Origin of the sequence: Yoonia maricola (assembly GCF_002797915.1) — a bacterium.
Lineage (GTDB): Bacteria > Pseudomonadota > Alphaproteobacteria > Rhodobacterales > Rhodobacteraceae > Yoonia > Yoonia maricola.
The window spans coordinates 170,889-187,343 of record NZ_PGTY01000002.1 but is presented as its reverse complement, the minus strand read 5'-3'; the positions used below and the strand labels follow the sequence as shown (position 1 = coordinate 187,343).

General features: G+C 57.6%; 18 protein-coding genes. 4 read left to right on the top strand and 14 right to left on the bottom strand.

Annotated features, from left to right (window positions below; translation table 11 throughout):
- Positions 1-13: 13 nt before the first annotated feature.
- The 3 genes from tspO to BC777_RS11080 are packed head-to-tail and all read right to left on the bottom strand — an operon-like array spanning position 14 to position 3,081.
- Positions 14-493 carry a tryptophan-rich sensory protein TspO gene (gene tspO / locus BC777_RS11090; protein WP_100368261.1) on the bottom strand — a complete coding sequence of 160 codons (480 nt, stop codon included), beginning with the start codon at positions 491-493 and terminating at the stop codon, positions 14-16.
- A gap of 30 nt (positions 494-523) precedes the next feature.
- Positions 524-1,546: a 15-cis-phytoene synthase gene (gene crtB / locus BC777_RS11085; protein ID WP_100368260.1), complete on the bottom strand. Its 1,023-nt coding sequence runs from the start codon at positions 1,544-1,546 to the stop codon at positions 524-526.
- Positions 1,543-3,081 carry a phytoene desaturase gene (locus BC777_RS11080; protein ID WP_100368259.1) on the bottom strand — a complete coding sequence of 513 codons (1,539 nt, stop codon included), beginning with the start codon at positions 3,079-3,081 and terminating at the stop codon, positions 1,543-1,545. Before BC777_RS11080 ends, crtB begins: the two co-directional genes overlap by 4 nt.
- A gap of 108 nt (positions 3,082-3,189) precedes the next feature.
- On the opposite strand from BC777_RS11080, the gene crtA reads away from it, so the two are divergent.
- The 4 genes from crtA to bchO are packed head-to-tail and all read left to right on the top strand — an operon-like array spanning position 3,190 to position 7,362.
- Complete coding sequence (gene crtA / locus BC777_RS11075) at positions 3,190-3,891, top strand: spheroidene monooxygenase (RefSeq protein WP_100368258.1); 702 nt, start codon at positions 3,190-3,192, stop codon at positions 3,889-3,891.
- Positions 3,892-4,893 (top strand): magnesium chelatase ATPase subunit I, encoded by a 1,002-nt coding sequence (gene bchI, locus BC777_RS11070; protein WP_100368257.1) that lies wholly within the window; start codon positions 3,892-3,894, stop codon positions 4,891-4,893.
- On the top strand, positions 4,886-6,517 hold the full coding sequence (locus BC777_RS11065; RefSeq protein ID WP_100368256.1) for a magnesium chelatase subunit D: 1,632 nt from the start codon (positions 4,886-4,888) through the stop codon (positions 6,515-6,517). The genes bchI and BC777_RS11065 overlap by 8 nt, the downstream gene beginning before the upstream one ends.
- Positions 6,517-7,362, top strand: a complete 846-nt coding sequence (gene bchO / locus BC777_RS11060) for an alpha/beta fold hydrolase BchO (protein WP_100368255.1) — start codon at positions 6,517-6,519, stop codon at positions 7,360-7,362. Before BC777_RS11065 ends, bchO begins: the two co-directional genes overlap by 1 nt.
- Positions 7,363-7,429: 67 nt before the next feature.
- Here the strand turns inward: bchO and BC777_RS11055 are convergent, their stop codons facing one another.
- From BC777_RS11055 to bchL, 11 genes are all read right to left on the bottom strand, one after another.
- Positions 7,430-7,873 carry a c-type cytochrome gene (locus tag BC777_RS11055; protein ID WP_100368254.1) on the bottom strand — a complete coding sequence of 148 codons (444 nt, stop codon included), beginning with the start codon at positions 7,871-7,873 and terminating at the stop codon, positions 7,430-7,432.
- Between the two features lie 102 nt (positions 7,874-7,975).
- Positions 7,976-9,190 (bottom strand): 5-aminolevulinate synthase, encoded by a 1,215-nt coding sequence (gene hemA, locus BC777_RS11050; protein ID WP_100368253.1) that lies wholly within the window; start codon positions 9,188-9,190, stop codon positions 7,976-7,978.
- Between the two features lie 5 nt (positions 9,191-9,195).
- Positions 9,196-9,981 carry a putative photosynthetic complex assembly protein PuhE gene (gene puhE / locus BC777_RS11045; RefSeq protein ID WP_100368252.1) on the bottom strand — a complete coding sequence of 262 codons (786 nt, stop codon included), beginning with the start codon at positions 9,979-9,981 and terminating at the stop codon, positions 9,196-9,198.
- Complete coding sequence (gene acsF / locus BC777_RS11040; RefSeq protein WP_100368251.1) at positions 9,981-11,099, bottom strand: magnesium-protoporphyrin IX monomethyl ester (oxidative) cyclase; 1,119 nt, start codon at positions 11,097-11,099, stop codon at positions 9,981-9,983. Before acsF ends, puhE begins: the two co-directional genes overlap by 1 nt.
- The gene (locus BC777_RS11035; protein WP_100368250.1) at positions 11,096-11,392 is read right to left on the bottom strand and encodes an O2-dependent cyclase accessory protein; all 297 of its coding nucleotides are present in this window, start codon (positions 11,390-11,392) and stop codon (positions 11,096-11,098) included. The genes acsF and BC777_RS11035 overlap by 4 nt, the downstream gene beginning before the upstream one ends.
- Positions 11,393-11,441: 49 nt before the next feature.
- On the bottom strand, positions 11,442-11,900 hold the full coding sequence (puhC, locus tag BC777_RS11030) for a photosynthetic complex assembly protein PuhC (RefSeq protein ID WP_100368249.1): 459 nt from the start codon (positions 11,898-11,900) through the stop codon (positions 11,442-11,444).
- Between the two features lie 5 nt (positions 11,901-11,905).
- On the bottom strand, positions 11,906-12,544 hold the full coding sequence (gene puhB / locus BC777_RS11025; RefSeq protein ID WP_100368248.1) for a photosynthetic complex putative assembly protein PuhB: 639 nt from the start codon (positions 12,542-12,544) through the stop codon (positions 11,906-11,908).
- Positions 12,545-12,614: 70 nt separating this feature from the next.
- Positions 12,615-13,373 carry a photosynthetic reaction center subunit H gene (gene puhA, locus BC777_RS11020; RefSeq protein ID WP_100368247.1) on the bottom strand — a complete coding sequence of 253 codons (759 nt, stop codon included), beginning with the start codon at positions 13,371-13,373 and terminating at the stop codon, positions 12,615-12,617.
- Between the two features lie 19 nt (positions 13,374-13,392).
- Positions 13,393-14,823 carry a PucC family protein gene (locus BC777_RS11015; RefSeq protein ID WP_100368246.1) on the bottom strand — a complete coding sequence of 477 codons (1,431 nt, stop codon included), beginning with the start codon at positions 14,821-14,823 and terminating at the stop codon, positions 13,393-13,395.
- The gene (gene bchM / locus BC777_RS11010; protein WP_100368245.1) at positions 14,820-15,512 is read right to left on the bottom strand and encodes a magnesium protoporphyrin IX methyltransferase; all 693 of its coding nucleotides are present in this window, start codon (positions 15,510-15,512) and stop codon (positions 14,820-14,822) included. The genes BC777_RS11015 and bchM overlap by 4 nt, the downstream gene beginning before the upstream one ends.
- Positions 15,512-16,408 carry a ferredoxin:protochlorophyllide reductase (ATP-dependent) iron-sulfur ATP-binding protein gene (bchL, locus tag BC777_RS11005; RefSeq protein ID WP_100368244.1) on the bottom strand — a complete coding sequence of 299 codons (897 nt, stop codon included), beginning with the start codon at positions 16,406-16,408 and terminating at the stop codon, positions 15,512-15,514. The genes bchM and bchL overlap by 1 nt, the downstream gene beginning before the upstream one ends.
- Positions 16,409-16,455 lie beyond the last annotated feature (47 nt).

The following is a 16,455-nucleotide window of genomic DNA, read 5'->3' as shown; positions in this document are numbered from 1 at the left end:
GTTCAAGGGGGTGTCAGAGGTTCTGTAGCTGCAATGGGTTTTGATCGGGGTTCAGGCGAAGCATTGCAAGGTTCAGGGCACCAGCGACCGTGACCCAAACCAGATAGGGCACAAAGGCCAGACCGGCCCAGAAATCCAACTGAAAATGCGTCACTGTCGCGCCTGCGACGGCCAACCAAAGGCAAGCCATAACGGGCAAGGATGCTTTCAGGTGGCGCAGGCCAAAAAAGACCGGGGTCCACAGTGTATTGAACGCAATCTGCAAAGCCCAAAACGCCATTGCATAGGCGTTGCCATCCAGCACGGCGACACGTGCACCCGCAAAGGAAATAAGTAGATAGATGGATGTCCACGCCACCGGGAAAACCCAATCCGGTGGGACCCAAGTGGGTTTGTTCAGGCTCTTGTACCACTCACCTGTCGGAAAAAGCGCGCCGGTCGCACCCGCTCCAAAGGTCGCGGCAAGAAACAAACAAAAAAGAAAAATATCCACAGCAGGCCCCTTTCAAGGTTCCCGCTACACCTAGGCCATCGGGCGATCAGTTCCAATGCCAGCTTCGCGTGCCTTCAACTCCGCCAGTATATCCAACACAGAACTTGAGCGCCCCTGATCAGGCCGCGCACGGCTGGCGGCATCAACCAAAAACGCGACCTCAGGCAGCGGTTTGGCATAGATCACTGCCGATTTCGGCATGATAAGCGAAGTCGCCGTTTGCGCACCGGCCTGCGCCAGCCAGCCCAATTTCTGACGCCCATTGGTGCGCGCCCGCATCGAGATGCTGTCGTACCCCTGACGCCGCAATTGCTTGCCAATACCGGCGTAAATCAGCCGAGCTGCCCAAATCCCGGTGCGTGCCTGCAAAGGCAACACGTTAATCCCGGCCTCGGACCGCAAATAAAGCCTGTCAGCCTCAGCCAGCAAACGTTTGACCATGCGACGCACCTCATCCGTGGGCAACGGTTCGCGCACAAAATTTAATGGATCAATCCCAGCCTCTTCCAGCCAATCCAACGGCAGATAAATCCGGCCCATCCGCGCATCTTCACCCACGTCGCGGGCGATATTGGTCAACTGCATCGCGACACCAAGGTCACAGGCGCGTGCCAAGGCGTCCGGGTCGCGCACGCGCATTAGTACGCACATCATCGCACCCACGGCGCTGGCAACACGCGCAGAATAGTCTCTAACATTGCCTAAAGTGCTATATCGATGCTCAGCGGCGTCCCAGGCGAGGCCTTCGAGCAAAGCTTCTGGCAGCGCACGCGGCATCTCAAAATCTTCGACAATCGCGGCAAAAGCCCGGTCTTCGGGCGCGTTCTTGGGCGTTCCGGCATAAGCCGCATCCAACCGCTCTTGCAGGCGGAACACCGCACCGGCCTGATAGTCGCCCTCGTCCACCTCATCATCCGCCAGACGGCAAAACGCATAGAGCGCCAAAGCCGGGTCACGCACCTTTGCGGGCAGCAGTTTAGAGGCCGCATGAAAAGACAACGACCCATGGCGGATCGCCTCGCGGCAGTGTTCAAGGTCGTCAGGGCGGATCATTCGGCAGCCACTTTCAATTCGGGCATCGCAGGCGCGTCCGGCACCATCTTGGCCAGCACCTCTGCACTGGAAATCACGCCGGGCACACCGGCACCGGGGTGCGTGCCTGCACCCACCAGATAAAGACCCTTTGCTTCTTCGCTAACATTATGGGGCCGGAACCAGGCGGATTGCAGTATGCGCGGCTCGATGGAAAAGCCTGAACCATTGGGCGACAGATAGCGGTCACGAAAATCTTCAGGCGTCAGCACCATCTCGGTGCTGATAAGATCGGCAAAACCCGGCATGGTCTTTTCAACCTCGGCCTGCACCTTAGCCTTATAAATCTCGACCTGGTTCCGCCAATCGACGGGATCATCAAAACCCAGATGCGGAACCGGGGATAGCACATAGAATGTGTCATCACCCGCTGGGGCGACGCTGGAATCGGTTTTAGCCGGGCGGTGGATATAAAGGCTCATGTCGTCAGACAATTTACCCTTGATGAAGATGTCTTTCAGCAGGCCCTCATAGCGGGGGGCATTCGTAATCGTGTGATGGCCCACATCGGGCCACATCTGCGCGGTGCCTTTGGTGCCAAAATACCAGACAAACAGGCCCATCGACCAGCGGCGCGATTTCAGTTTTTTGTCGGTCCAGCGCTTGCGGGGCTGATTGCGCAGCAGGCGTTGATAGGTGTGGCCCGCGTCGGCGTTGCTGACGACCAACTCGGCCTGAATAGTCTCTGAATTCGTCAGTTTCACACCTTTGGCGGCACCGCCTTCAACAAGGATTTCATCAACCTCAACACCCTGCCGGACCTGCCCACCTTGAGAGCGGATTACGCCGACCATCGCCTGCGCAATCGCCTGCACGCCGCCCATGGCATAATGAACGCCGAATTCCTTTTCGAGGTAAGCGACAAGCGCATACATTGACGTTACATGTCGGGGGTCGCCGCCGATAAAGAGCGGATGAAAGGACAACGCCATCTGCAAACGCGGATCTTTCACGCGGGCCTTCGCCAAGCCAAGAATGGAACGGTCTGCACGGAGCATCGCAAAGAGAGGCAGCACTTTGATCGTTTCCCAAAGACGGTGCATTGGCTTGGCGACCATACCTTCGAAACCGACGATGTAACGCGCCTCGCTGTCCTTCAGAAATCGCTTATATCCCTTCACATCGCCCGGACTCAGTCGCGCAACCTCGGCCAGCATCGCATCGGTGTCCTGCCGCGCCGTAAAGGTTGACCCATCCTGCCAACGCACCTCGTAAAACGGGTCCATCGGGCGCAGAGCAACATCATCGTGAAAATTGCGTCCGCATGTAGCCCAGAGATCCTCATAAACTTGCGGCACGGTAATAATCGTCGGCCCCAGATCGAATCGATGTCCATTCTGGCTGACAGATGACCCCCGGCCACCGGGTTTATCCAGCCGGTCCAGCACCGTCACGGCATAGCCCTTTGCGCCTAAACGCATCGCCGCCGCAAGGCCGCCAAGCCCTGCACCTATAACAATTGCGGCGTTTGAGTCGGTCTGATCAGCTGTCATCATGGCCTCACAGTAGTAGTGTAACGTCAAGTTGACAATTCTTATGTCAACATCTTCCCAAGTCAGGCTCGATATGTCAGGATAAGTTGACACGACCATGAGGTCAGAACCGTGACGCAAACTGTCAGCCTGTCTTTCTTCCGCTTCGCCGGGCCGCTCGTCCGTGCATGGGCGTTGACGATGATGGGCGGGGCCAGATTGCCGCTATCGCGCACCCCAGATATCGGATTTTGGAAGTTGTGCGGCTCAGGCACAGGCGAGGGGTTCACGCCCGTTCCCAACACCGCCGTCTATGCGATCCTTGCCACTTGGCCTGATGCGGAAACAGCGCGCGAGCGCACCCAGTCCGGTATCTTTGCGACTTACCAAAAGCGCGCTGCCGAAAGCTGGACCGTTTTTCTACAAACCCAAACCGCGCGCGGTGAATGGGCGGGGCAAGCCCCGTTTGAGCCGACACAGGCCGAGACAACCGGCCCATTGGCCGCATTGACGCGTGCCACGATCAAACCCAGCATCCTGACCCGTTTTTGGGGTCGCGTGCCAAATATATCCGAGATGATCGGTAAGGACCCCAACGTCGCCTTCAAGATCGGCATTGGCGAAGTGCCCATGCTGCACCAAGTCACCTTCTCTATCTGGCCATCTGAGAAAGCGATGGCCGGTTTCGCACGCACCGGTCCGCACGCCGACGCTATCCGAGCTGTCCGCGAAGAAGGCTGGTTTCGCGAAGAACTCTACGCCCGTTTCGCCGTCCATTCCGACCGCGGCACATGGAACGGCATCTCACCCTTAGCCAAACTTGAGGCCCTCTAGATGCAACCTTTCCCCTTCTCCGCCATCGTCGGCCAGGACGAGATGAAACAGGCGATGATCCTCACCGCGATTGACGCCAGCATTGGCGGCGTTCTGGTGTTTGGTGATCGCGGCACGGGCAAGTCAACGGCAGTACGTGCACTGGCGGCTTTGTTGCCGCCGATCAAAGCGGTCAAAGGCTGCCCCATCAACAGCGCCAAGGCCAAGGATGTACCGGATTGGGCTGAATTAGGGTCGAAACGTGTGCATGAAGCGCCGACACCTGTGATCGATCTGCCCTTGGGTGCAACAGAAGATCGGGTGACAGGTGCATTGGACATCGAGAAGGCCTTGACCAAGGGCGAAAAGGCGTTTCAGCCCGGCCTGCTGGCCCGCGCGAACCGCGGCTATCTTTATATCGACGAAGTAAACTTACTTGAGGATCATATCGTTGATCTACTGCTTGACGTTGCCCAGTCGGGCGAAAATGTGGTCGAACGTGAAGGTCTTTCCATCCGCCACCCGGCCCGCTTTGTGCTGGTCGGCTCCGGCAACCCAGAGGAAGGCGAACTGCGCCCGCAGTTGTTGGATCGCTTCGGTCTGTCCGTCGAGGTCACTTCGCCCAAAGAGGTAGAAACGCGGGTTGAGGTGATCAAGCGCCGCGATGCGTTCGAAAATGATAACGCCGCCTTCATGCTGCGCTGGCAGGCCGAAGATGCAGCGATCCGGGATCGGATCTTGAAGGCAAGAAAGTCTCTAACAAAGCTTAAAACGCCTGAAAAGACGCTCACTGATGTAGCAGAGCTCTGCCTCGCGCTCGGCTCTGACGGTTTGCGTGGTGAGCTGACGTTGTTGAAAGCCGCCCGTGCCTATGCTGCCTGGCGTGATGACACCGCGCTCACCCGCGCCCATGTCCGCGCAGTTGCACCGATGGCCCTCCGCCACCGCCTGCGCCGCGATCCCTTGGATGAGGCAGGCAGCGGCACACGCGTCGCCCGCACAGTGGAAGAAGTCCTTGGCTAACCAAAGCTGGATCCACGCAACGCTTGCGTTGCGATTGCTTCGCATTGATGCGGGGCTAGGCGGGGTCTGCATCCGTGCGCGTTCCGGTCCTGTGCGTGATCGGCTAACGGCGATGATCGACCCAACTGCGCGGCGGTTACACCCTGCGATTTCTGATGAAGCGTTATTTGGCGGGCTGGATCTTTCCGCGACATTGGCCAGCGGTCATTTGGTGCAGGAAAACGGGCTTTTGGAAACAGCCGGCCCACTGATTCTAGCCATGGCAGAACGCACAACGATAGGGCTTGCCGCGCGACTAGCCGTCACGCTGGACAAAGGCCATGACCACACACTGATCGCACTTGATGAGGGGGCCGAGTATGACGAATGCCTAAACCCAAAATTAGCCGAACGGTTGGCGTTTCATATTGATCTGTCCGACTGCCGTTTGGATGGTACAACTGAAATATGGTCTCAAACTGAAAGCACGATTGCGCTCGCTGATGTCACGGTGCCGCGCGGCGTCACAGAACAAATCACCCGCATCGCGGGTGAGCTTGGCATCGACAGCATGCGCGCGGCGCTGTTTGCAATCCGTGCAGCCCGAGCGCATGCCGTTTTGAATGATCGCAAAAGGGTCACATCGGACGACCTGGAAGTCGCCTGCGCCCTCACTTTGGCCCATCGGGCGACACGGGTTCCTGAACCCCAGACCGCGGAAGAACCACCCGCACCGCCGCCCGAGCAGATAGAAAACAACAGATCAGAAGAAAGCCTCGACCTACCGGATGAGTTGCTGTTGGAAGCAGTCCGCGCCCTTTTGCCCGATAACCTTTTAAACCAGCTCACAGCACAAAAGGCGCGGGCCGGTCGCGGGAACGGAACGGGTGCCGCGCGCAAAGGAAACAGGCGCGGCAGACCACTGCCGTCACGCGCGGGCCGGATCAGTGATGGCGCGCGGATTGATATCATTGGCACATTGCGCGCGGCGGCGCCGTGGCAAACGATCAGACGCAATGCAACGGGCCGTGAGGGTTTGCAGATCAGACCAGCGGACATCCGCATCAAACGGTTTGAAGAAAAATCCGACAGGCTGCTGATCTTCACAGTCGATGCATCAGGCTCTTCCGCGCTAACACGCCTCGCAGAGGCCAAAGGCGCCGTTGAGTTGCTGCTCGCCCAAGCCTATGCGCGCCGCGATCACGTTGCTTTGGTGGCGTTCCGGGGCACCGAGGCCGAAGTCCTCTTGCCACCCACACGCTCGCTTGTGCAAACCAAGCGGCGTTTGGCTGGCCTGCCCGGCGGTGGTGGCACACCATTAGCCGCCGGTATGATGACAGCCTTTGAGCAGGCCACCCAAGCCACCCGGCGCGGTCTCACGCCAACAATTGCGATCCTGACAGATGGGCGCGCCAATATCGCGCTTGATGGCAAAGCGGACCGCAAACAAGCCGCGACCGACGCCCAGCAAATCGCCCGCGTGTTACGCGCCCATGGCACCGATACTATCGTCATCGACACCGGCAACCGGCCAGAACCCGCGTTACGCAATCTGGCCCAGACGCTGGACGCTGCTTATCTACCGCTTCCTCGCGCCGACGCTGAACGCCTGTCGAAATCTGTCGTCACAGCGTTGGGCGATTAATGCGCTGGCCGGATGATGCCAAAGACTGGCCTCTGACGGCATATTCGCGGCGCGTGCTGCATCGCCCGCACCGCTGGCACATTCAGGAACATGGGGAAGGCCCACTGATCTTGTTGATCCATGGGGCAGGTGGTGCCACACAAAGCTTTCGCGGGCTGTTTCCCTTATTGGCAGAAACACACCATGTCGTTGCAGTTGATCTGCCGGGTCAGGGCTTTACCCAGCTTGGCGCACAACAACGCTGCGGGCTTGACCATATGTCCGAAGACCTGCTGGCGCTTTGCCGCAATCAGGGCTGGGTGCCTGATATCGTTGTGGGGCACTCCGCAGGTGTCGCGATCGCGTTGCGGATGTGGGAATTGGGGATGCAGCCCCGTCAAGGGATCGTCGGGATCAATGCAGCCCTTGGGAATTTCAAGGGTGTGGCCGGTTGGCTATTCCCCATGATGGCCAAGGCGCTGGCCGCGACGCCCTTTAGTGCGGGTGTCTTTGCAAACACGACAACACGCAGCAGCGTCCGCAATCTGGTTGAAGGCACCGGGTCCAAGCTGGATCAAGATGGTTTGGAGCTGTATTATAGGCTGGCGCGTGACAGAGGGCATGTTGATGCAACGCTATCGATGATGGCGCAGTGGTCGCTGGACGGATTGCTGGCGCGATTGGGTGGGATTGATGTACCTGTGCACCTGATCACCGGGCTGTCTGACAAGGCAGTGCCACCTCAGGTCAGCCGGGACGCGGCGCAATGCCTTCCCCACAGCACATTGACTGAGGTATCTGGGCTGGGCCACCTTGCCCACGAAGAAGATCCAGCGCAATTGGCAAGAACAATTCTACAGAAGTAAAAGGCCGCCAAGGTTTCCCCTGACGGCCCAAATTCAAAGTTAGGCGGCGGTTCACCCGCGACGTTGCTTACTCTGCCGCGAAAGTGGCGAGATAGGCATATAGGTCATAGGCCTGCTCTTCCTGACGGACCTGATAGGCCATCTTGCCGCGTGCGCGACGATTATCAAGCGTTTCACGCAACCAGCCAGTTGGGTCCTGCACGTAGCCGACAAAGGCTTCTTCGGTCCACACAGTTCCAGCTTCACCCAATTCGATGATTGCGTCACTGTAGCGGAAATCTTCGATAGTACCCATTGGACGGCCAGCGATGCCATACAAGTTCGGGCCGGTGCGCGCATTGCGGCCAGCAAGGACTTCACCGGATGCGTCTGCAACAACGTGGCACGCGACGCATTGGCGGTTGAATTGTTCTTCACCTGCGGCGGCGTCGCCAACAGTCGCGGCGTGCCCGTCAGCAAATGCGGGTGCAGAAAGAACAGCAAAAGCTGCAGCGATTGTAAACTTCTTCATGATCGTATCCTCTTCGATCTTGTTTCGGTGACCGTTTGCCCCAGTCGTTGGCTGAATGTAATGCAACAGGCGGGTCGGTCCACCCCTACATGTAAAAGATTGTTATGCCACAGCATGAGCGAGGGCACATTGCCTCCACAAAACCTTTAATGCGTTGATAAGATGATCAATATCAGCATCCGTATGCAGCGGTGAAGGTGTGAACCGCAGCCGCTCTGTTCCCTTGGGTACGGTCGGGTAGTTGATCGGTTGCACATAAATGTCCCATTCGCGCATCAAATAATCGGCCAACATCCGCGTCTTCACCGGATCGCCAATCATTACCGGAATGATGTGACTTTCGTTTTGCATATGCGGGATGCCTTCGCGGTCGAGTGCGGCGCGCATACGTGCGACTTGACGCTTTTGCTGGGCGCGTTCGAACTCGGACTCTTTTAGATAAGCGATGGACGTCCGCGCAGCCGCGGCCACCGCTGGCGGCAAGGCCGTGGTGAAAATGAAACCGGACGCGAAACTGCGGATGAAATCACACAGCGCAGCCGAACCGGTGATGTAGCCACCAACGACGCCGTAAGCTTTGCCCAACGTACCTTCGATCAACGTGATGCGATCAGCGATCCCTTCGCGCTCGCTCACACCGCCGCCGCGTGGGCCGTACATGCCAACGGCATGCACTTCATCAAGGTACGTCATCGCGCCGTATTTCTCGGCAACTTCGACGATTTCCTTGATGGGGGCGATGTCACCATCCATGGAATAGACGCTTTCAAAGGCCACGATCTTGGGCACATCCGCCGGTAAGCAGCGCAGCTTCATTTCCAGATCATGCACATCATTGTGCTTCCAGATCACCTTGTCAGCGCGGCTGTGGCGGATACCTTCGATCATGGATGCATGGTTGCCCGCGTCGGACAAGATCACGCAATTTTCCAAACGACTACCCAAGGTCGAAAGTGCAGCCCAGTTCGACACATAACCAGAGGTGAAAAGCAACGCCGCCTCTTTGCCATGCAGATCGGCTAACTCATTCTCCAACAGCAGGTGATCGTGGTTCGTGCCAGAGATGTTGCGCGTGCCCCCAGCACCTGTACCGGTGCGTTCAACCGCCTCGCACATCGCCGCGATAACCTTGGGATGCTGGCCCATGCCAAGGTAGTCGTTTGAACACCAAACTGTGACATCGCGCACGCCTTCTTCGGCGTGGTTTGCCGCGCGTGGGAATTTCCCACACTTTCGTTCAAGCTCTGCGAAATATCGATAGTTTCCTTCGTCTTTCAACTGGGTCAACTGGGTATTGAATAAAGCGTCAAAATCCATTGATGTTATCTTTCTTCTTTGGTCATCGTTTTGGGCGCGGGCAACATCCAACGCCAGAGTTTCGCATCAGGCAGCGGCACTACCATCAGCCAGTGTTCCAGCAGGGCCAGTCCTGCCATTGCAGTTAACAGTGCAAAGCCCACAACGGTCACGTCTGAACCGGCGGTCCACAACCGCTCAGCACACACGGCCAGCAACGCAGTCAAAATGGTGATCGCCGCTGGGAAGGCGAGTGTTACCGGTCCACGCCGGAAGTATGATTTGAGATGCGCCAACTTATCCGGCACGAATTCAGTGTTGATCCGTGGCACTCCGTAAAACAGGTTCAGCTTTGCAGAAATGCGCGCAAGGAACAGCACAAGATAAGTTGCCAAAGCAATACGGTTCGGCGCGCCTTCAGACGCGATGACCAAACCCCAAAGGCCCATGGTCAGCGCCAATTCGTGATAGGCCACGGTAGAGAACGCCCGGAAAAACCGATCACGACCAGATAGCCCCGGCGGGCATTCGTCGCGCTGCGGGCCGGTAATGACACCAGCTAAGAACGCCAGTTCGATCCAACCCCAAATTGCCAGCGCGCCCCCAAACCCGATGTAGGCCCCAGCGACACTGGGATCACCTAATGACACGGCAACCGCCCAAACGCCCAGCGCCAGCAGCGGCAGACCCATAAAGGTCGTCATCCCATGCGTGCCCAAACGATCCGCCCGCCGCACCGCCACCAAAATCACGCCGGTAGAAAACCACCAGACGAAAATAGCTAACAGCGATGCGATCCAGGGCGAGGTCATTAGTAAGCTGGCTCCAAACGTGGGCTATCAGGTACTGCGTTTTTCTCAACCGGGATGGTAAGCAATGACACAAAGGCAAAACCCGCCTTCGCCGATCCAACCATCCGCTTGGCCCAACCAGCGACGCCACCTTGCTTGCGGCCTTCGGCGATCTGCACGTTGGCGTCCTGCATGCGGTTCAACGTGGGCTCCCACCGTGGGTGGTCGATATCCAGCGTCATCGGGAACACCTGCTTGGAAATCTCGGATGTCTTGCGGAATACTTCCTGCCCATACCACTTGGGATCAACGCCCAGCGCCTTGTGGAATTCAGGCCGCTGGTGATCGCGCACCCACATGGTCGAGAAGACGGCGGTGAGGAAGAACTTGATCCACATCCGGTTCGCCCAGGTCTGGGTCAACTTGGGATCCGTTTTCAACAGCAGGGCGAACGCCTCACCATGCGAAAACTCATCATTGCACCACTCACAGAACCATTTGAAAATCGGATGGAAGCGATGCTCTGGATGTGCCTCAAGATGGCGGAAAATCGTGATGTAGCGCGCATAACCGATCTTTTCGGACAGATAAGTCGCGTAGTAGATGAACTTAGGCCGGAAGTACGTATACTTCTTGGCCTGCGTCAGAAAGCCAAGGTTCACAGCGATGCCCGCTTCGCGCAGGGCATCGTTGATGAAACCGGCATGGCGGGCCTCATCACGGGCCATCAGTTGGAATAGCTCGGTGATGTCTTTGTTAGAGCCACGACGCTTCATTTCCTTGTACAGGACGCAGCCGGAAAACTCAGCGGTACAGCTGGAAATGAGGAAATCGATAAACTCCGCCTTCAGCTTCGGCTCCATCCCGTCCCAATCGACGGTGTCCCAATCTTCGTTCTTCTTGAAGTGGCCCTTGTTTGGGTCGGCTTTCATCTGGCCAATCAACACGTCCCATTCATCACGGACAGAGGACACATCGATTGCATCCATCTCATCAAAATCAGTGGTGTAGAACCGTGGCGTTAGCAGCGTGTTCGACATCGCAACTTGCGTGGCTTCTTCGTTGGTCAGCGGCGGCAGGGCCTCTTGCGCGGCAATCGCCTCTTCCGCTGTCGCGGCATTGGATGAGTGCATGTTCATGACATCACCTCTTCGCTGAATGAGAATTCGCACAGCTCCATGAACTCCAAGTCACCTGTGGCGCGGGTCCAAAGCTGTTCAATCTTGCTGGCACGGGTGATCACTGCGGTACGCTTTTCCTCAATCATCTCGCCAAAAGCCGCCATGATCTCAGGCCCTTGCACCTGTACTGTGTCGCCCGGATGGATCACTGCACCATTGTCCAGACGCACATGCGCCGATAGTTCTTCAAAGCGATGCGAGATTGTGACCGTGCAAGGCGCGGTTTCTTTCTCTCTTAAAAATAGTCCCATGTGAGTTCCCTTTCACATTAGGTGCAGGGCGGCTAACCCGTGCACGGTTTCAGTCCAGCAGCTTGGCAAAAGCTGCCACATTGTCTTTGCCGTATCCGATTAATTCGACTCGTAAATCAGTGGTGTCATCGATGATGGCTATGTTCCCGTTCTCGCGACGGACCACCTGAAACGGGGCGTTCCCGGTCACATCGTTCTTGAAGCGCTCGCGGTCGATCACGCGTCCCATCACACCTAAAAAACCGCTCTTTTCATCCGATGATGATGCGATAAGTGTGCCATCGATGGTGCGGACCTCGTAAATGCCGCTCCGGTCACCCTCCATCACAATATCAAGCGATTGCACGATAGGTGCTTCGACCAGCACACCGCGGTTTGGTACATCAAACCATTGCGCATAGGCCACGATGGCAAGGCTGGCCGCCATCAAGGCAAACATCGCCTGTACCAGAAACCGAGGGACCATTTCTTTGTCCCGATGACGCATTTGTTGTTCAAGCTGAGACATGATCCTTACTCCGCTGCGACGGCATTGCCGTCTGTTTGATCAACACATGTCACGCGCGGTTCGGAAATCCGGGTCTCTGCGGCTTCGGCAAAGATACGGGCGACGCTTTCGGCATCCGGGATACAGCGCAGCGCGGGCTGGGTCCGCGCCATACGCCACGGCCGGACATGCGGCCAGGACATCAGATAGGAAATCCGCGTTTCGCCAATCAGCTCAAAAGCCAAGGTGCCATGACCGGATGACTTAAGGTCTAGTTTCGCTGTCCCGATCCACGTGTAGGGCAGGTTCAACGTCATGGTCAGTGCTGCACCAATGCGCATTGCCACACGCTTGTTTGTCAGGGTGTAAACCGTCGAACGGGCCTGCACATAAGCGATGCCGTAGAGAATGGCACAGGCCAGAAGGCCCGAGATAACGAACGGCACACCATGCATCAGGGCGATGCCGAAGGAAAAATCGGCAGATGATACGCTAACACGCCAGAACGCGAGCAGCGCAAAATACGCAAACACCCAGCGCACACCCAATGCCTCACGCGCCAGACGCCGTGGATCAGGGGCGCCCTGCCACAAGATATGTTCCCCTTCCGGCAGCTGCTCAGGCAGCCCCCTGATGGGTTCAAAGTTGAAGTCGTCGTGGCTCATCGCACATTCCCTCGCTTTTATCGTGGTGGCCCCGGTGGCTGGCCGGGATCACCTGGTCGTTCACATCAGATCAGGAGGCGTACATCGTGCCGCCGGCGTAGTACGCCATGATCTTGTCTTCCTCGAGCACGGTTACTTGCTCCATGCTGCGGGTCGTAGGCACATCGTTCCAGTTCCCAGCCATCAACGAACGAACGACAACCCGGTCGGTGCCGATCTTGGCCATGTTCATGGGGATCAGGCGTGCCTTGCCGGTCCCTTCTGGGTTCAGATCAACGGTCAGGAACCGCACCATCTGTTCTGGCACATCGACCCACATATCCGTCACACGACCAACAACTTCGCCGTCGCGACCAACCACAGGCAGGCTGCGCGGATCGCGGCCAGCAGAGATTTTGAAATCTTCCAACAGTGACATTGGACGGATTTTCACATGACCATGTGCATCCAGCTCAGGCTCATCCCGGCGCGGGGCCCAAGCGGCAGGACCAACGCCATCGACCATTGGATCACCCGTTGGGATCCAGGGCGAACCGGTTGATGCAGATGACTGCGCCAGCGCCAGATCAGTGCGCATCTTGCTGTCTTCGTATTCGCGTGACGGCACCGTCAGCTCACCACGCCCATCGCGCAGTTTGAACGTCTTTTCTTTAGGAATAGGGAAAAGGCTCTCATTAGCCGGCACACCGTCGTCATCATCGCGCAAGGGATAGCCCTCGCGCATGTTTTCGGTTTGCAGGTAGTACACAAGCCCCGCAAAGAAGATCCAGAAGAGCCAAATTGCTGCGCTCGCCAGATCGAAGTCTCCAAAGAATGTTTCACCAACCATTTTGATGTCCTTTCGGTGGTTAGGTCGGGAAATCTGCCAATCCCAGCTTGGCAGACCTTCCGGTGTTGATGGGCCGCAGCCGCACAAGCGGCCCCAGCACAATGAGGGTTAGGAACAAGAGGCCAATTTCGGTGTGATAAACGACCGAATAGCCCGTGGCAGGCGTGGCGAGCGCCTCTCCCAAGGTGCCGTTCCCAGCGGCATGGTTCACGAGGTCACGGATGGTGCCCCCGATAAAGATGGACAGCCCGGCGCCGGTGGCTTGTGCAGCCCCCCAGGCACCAAGGGCCAAACCACGACCGGCATTACCGAGCGTGGGCATTGTCATGGCGGCAGTCAGGGTCGAGACGCCAAAAAGGCCGCCTCCGAAACCGATCAAAGCTGCGCCAAGATAGAAAAGAGCGGGTGAGCCAACAGGGGCTGAAAAGATCACGGCACAGAAAGCCAAGATACCTGCGAGGATACCGCGCGCGCACATGCGGTAGGCGTCCATGCCTTTGGCCAACCAGCGCGCCGCAAAACCAAACGCAATCAGCGCACCTCCGGCCCACATCGCCGTCAGCAGTGTCGTGGCGGAAACGGACAGACCGAGGATTTCACCGCCATATGGCTCTAGCAGCACATCCTGCATGTTGAAGGCCATCGTTCCAACGAAGACGACCGCCAATAGGCGCCCGGCATCGCCGCCCGCTGCAAGATCATTCCACGCATCGCGGAAAGTTGGCGACGCCTCGGCCCGTTCCGCCTTGGTCATCGGTTTGACCTTTTCCTGCCGCCACAGGGCAATCAGGTTGAGCAGCAACGTTACAACCGCTGTTCCTTGCACAACCTGAACCAAACGCAATGCAGAATAGTCGCGGAGCAACGCGCCAATGATGATGGCGGCAAACGCCATGCCCACAAGGTTCATCACATACAGCAAGGCCACGACTTCGGGGCGCGTCTCCTCGGTTGCGCGGTCTGCTGCCAGCGCCAGACCTGCGGTCTGCGTCATATGCATCCCAAAGCCGGTCATCAAAAATGCCATGGCAGCGCCAAGATACCCGGCAATCGGCAAATCAATCGTGCGGTCGCCGGACAAAACCAACAGCGCCATCGGCATAATCGCCAGACCACCGAACTGCCACATGGTGCCCAGCCAGAGGTAAGGAATACGCTTCCATCCAATCGCGGACTTGTAGTTATCGGATTTGTAGCCAACCAAAGCACGCAAGGGTGCAACAAGGACCGGCAATGCAATCATTGCCGCCACCAACATCGCGCCAATGTTCAGCTCAACAATCATCACCCGGTTTAGCGTACCCAACAGCATCACCGCCGCCATGCCGACCGACACTTGAAATAACGACAGGCGCAGCAATTGGCCCAGCGGCAGCTCATCACTCACAGCATCGCTGAACGGCAGTAGTTTCACCGACACCTGTTTCAGAGAGGAGGCTTTGAAGATCATGCCTTCCCTCCCTCAAAAACCAGAGCGTTGGAGATGTAGAAACCAGACTTCACGCGGTCGATCTCAACCAGACGGCCCTTCACACCCGCTTCACGCAAGGCATCCGCGACACCCGCAGTCTTCTGCGGGATCATGGTTGGGCTCCGATCCGCCCGCGGAAACAGCTTGCCCACACGCCACATCGCCATCAGCGCAGGGGTGCGCGGAGGCAGCGTAAAGACGAACTTGCCGGTGATGCGCGCGCTGGCTTTGCCCAAGAGCGCAGCAATATCGGGGGCGCTGTAATAAATCATCGAATCCATCGCGAGCGCATGATCAAAAGCACCGCGCGTGGCCTCCAGCATATCGCCAGCAACCCAAGTGATATGCCCGGCGAGGTTCGCAGGCATCCGCTGCTCCGCGATCCCGACCAAAGCAGGCGAGATGTCAACGGCCACCACATCAGCCCCGCGCTGGGCCAGTTCCACGGCCATCGCACCGGTACCGCAACCCGCATCCAAAATCCGCGCACCGCGCAAATCTGCTGGCAACTGCGCCAACATCAGCGCACGCATCTTGTCACGCCCCGCACGCACCGTCGCCCGCACGCCGGAAACGGGCGCATCAGACGTCAACTGCTCCCATACTTTGGTGGCAGAACGGTCAAAATAATGTTCGACCCGGTCACGTGTGGCGGCGTAGTCAGCCATCAATCAAACCCCAACAATTCAAAGATTTCACGGTCTGGCAGCGGGGCTGGTGCCAGCGGCTCTGTCCCGTTCCATAGCGTCTCAGCCAGACGGATATATTCCTTACGGACCTGAACGATATCTTCCTCATCATCCATCTCGAACAGCGTCTTCTTCTTCAGACGGCTGCGGCGGATAGCATCCAGATCAGGCATATGGGCGATACGGTTGAAGCCAACGGTCTCGCAATAGCGGTCCACCTCGTCCGTTTCACGGCTCCGGTTGGCAACACAGCCCGCGAGGCGGACCTTATAGTTCGCAGATTTGGCCTGCACGGCGGCAATAATCCGGTTCATGGCATAAATGCTGTCAAAGTCATTCGCGGTGACGATTAGCGCACGATCCGCATGCTGCAATGGGGCGGCAAAACCTCCGCAAACCACGTCGCCCAGCACGTCAAAAATCACGACATCGGTATCTTCCAGCAGATGGTGCTGCTTGAGCAGCTTCACCGTCTGACCAACAACGTAGCCACCGCAACCAGTTCCTGCTGGCGGGCCACCCGCCTCAACGCATTTCACACCGTTGAAGCCATCAAAGATAAAGTCCTCAGGGCGCAATTCCTCGGAATGGAAATCGACCTCTTTGAGGATATCAATCACCGTCGGCACCAGAGATCCGGTTAGCGTAAACGTGCTGTCATGCTTGGGATCACAGCCAATCTGTAGCACCCGCTTGCCCAGCATGGAAAAGGCCGCCGACAGATTGGAAGACGTCGTCGACTTCCCAATCCCGCCCTTGCCATAAACCGAAAACACCTTCGCGCCTTCGATCTTTGCATCTTCAGGCTGATGGACCTGAACAGACCCTTCGCCATCCAGACCTTTCAGGTTTGGAACGTCATCTCTGGGGCTCATGCGAGCCTCCTTTCATCTTCATCTTGGTAAAAAAACTCCGGGGGTGA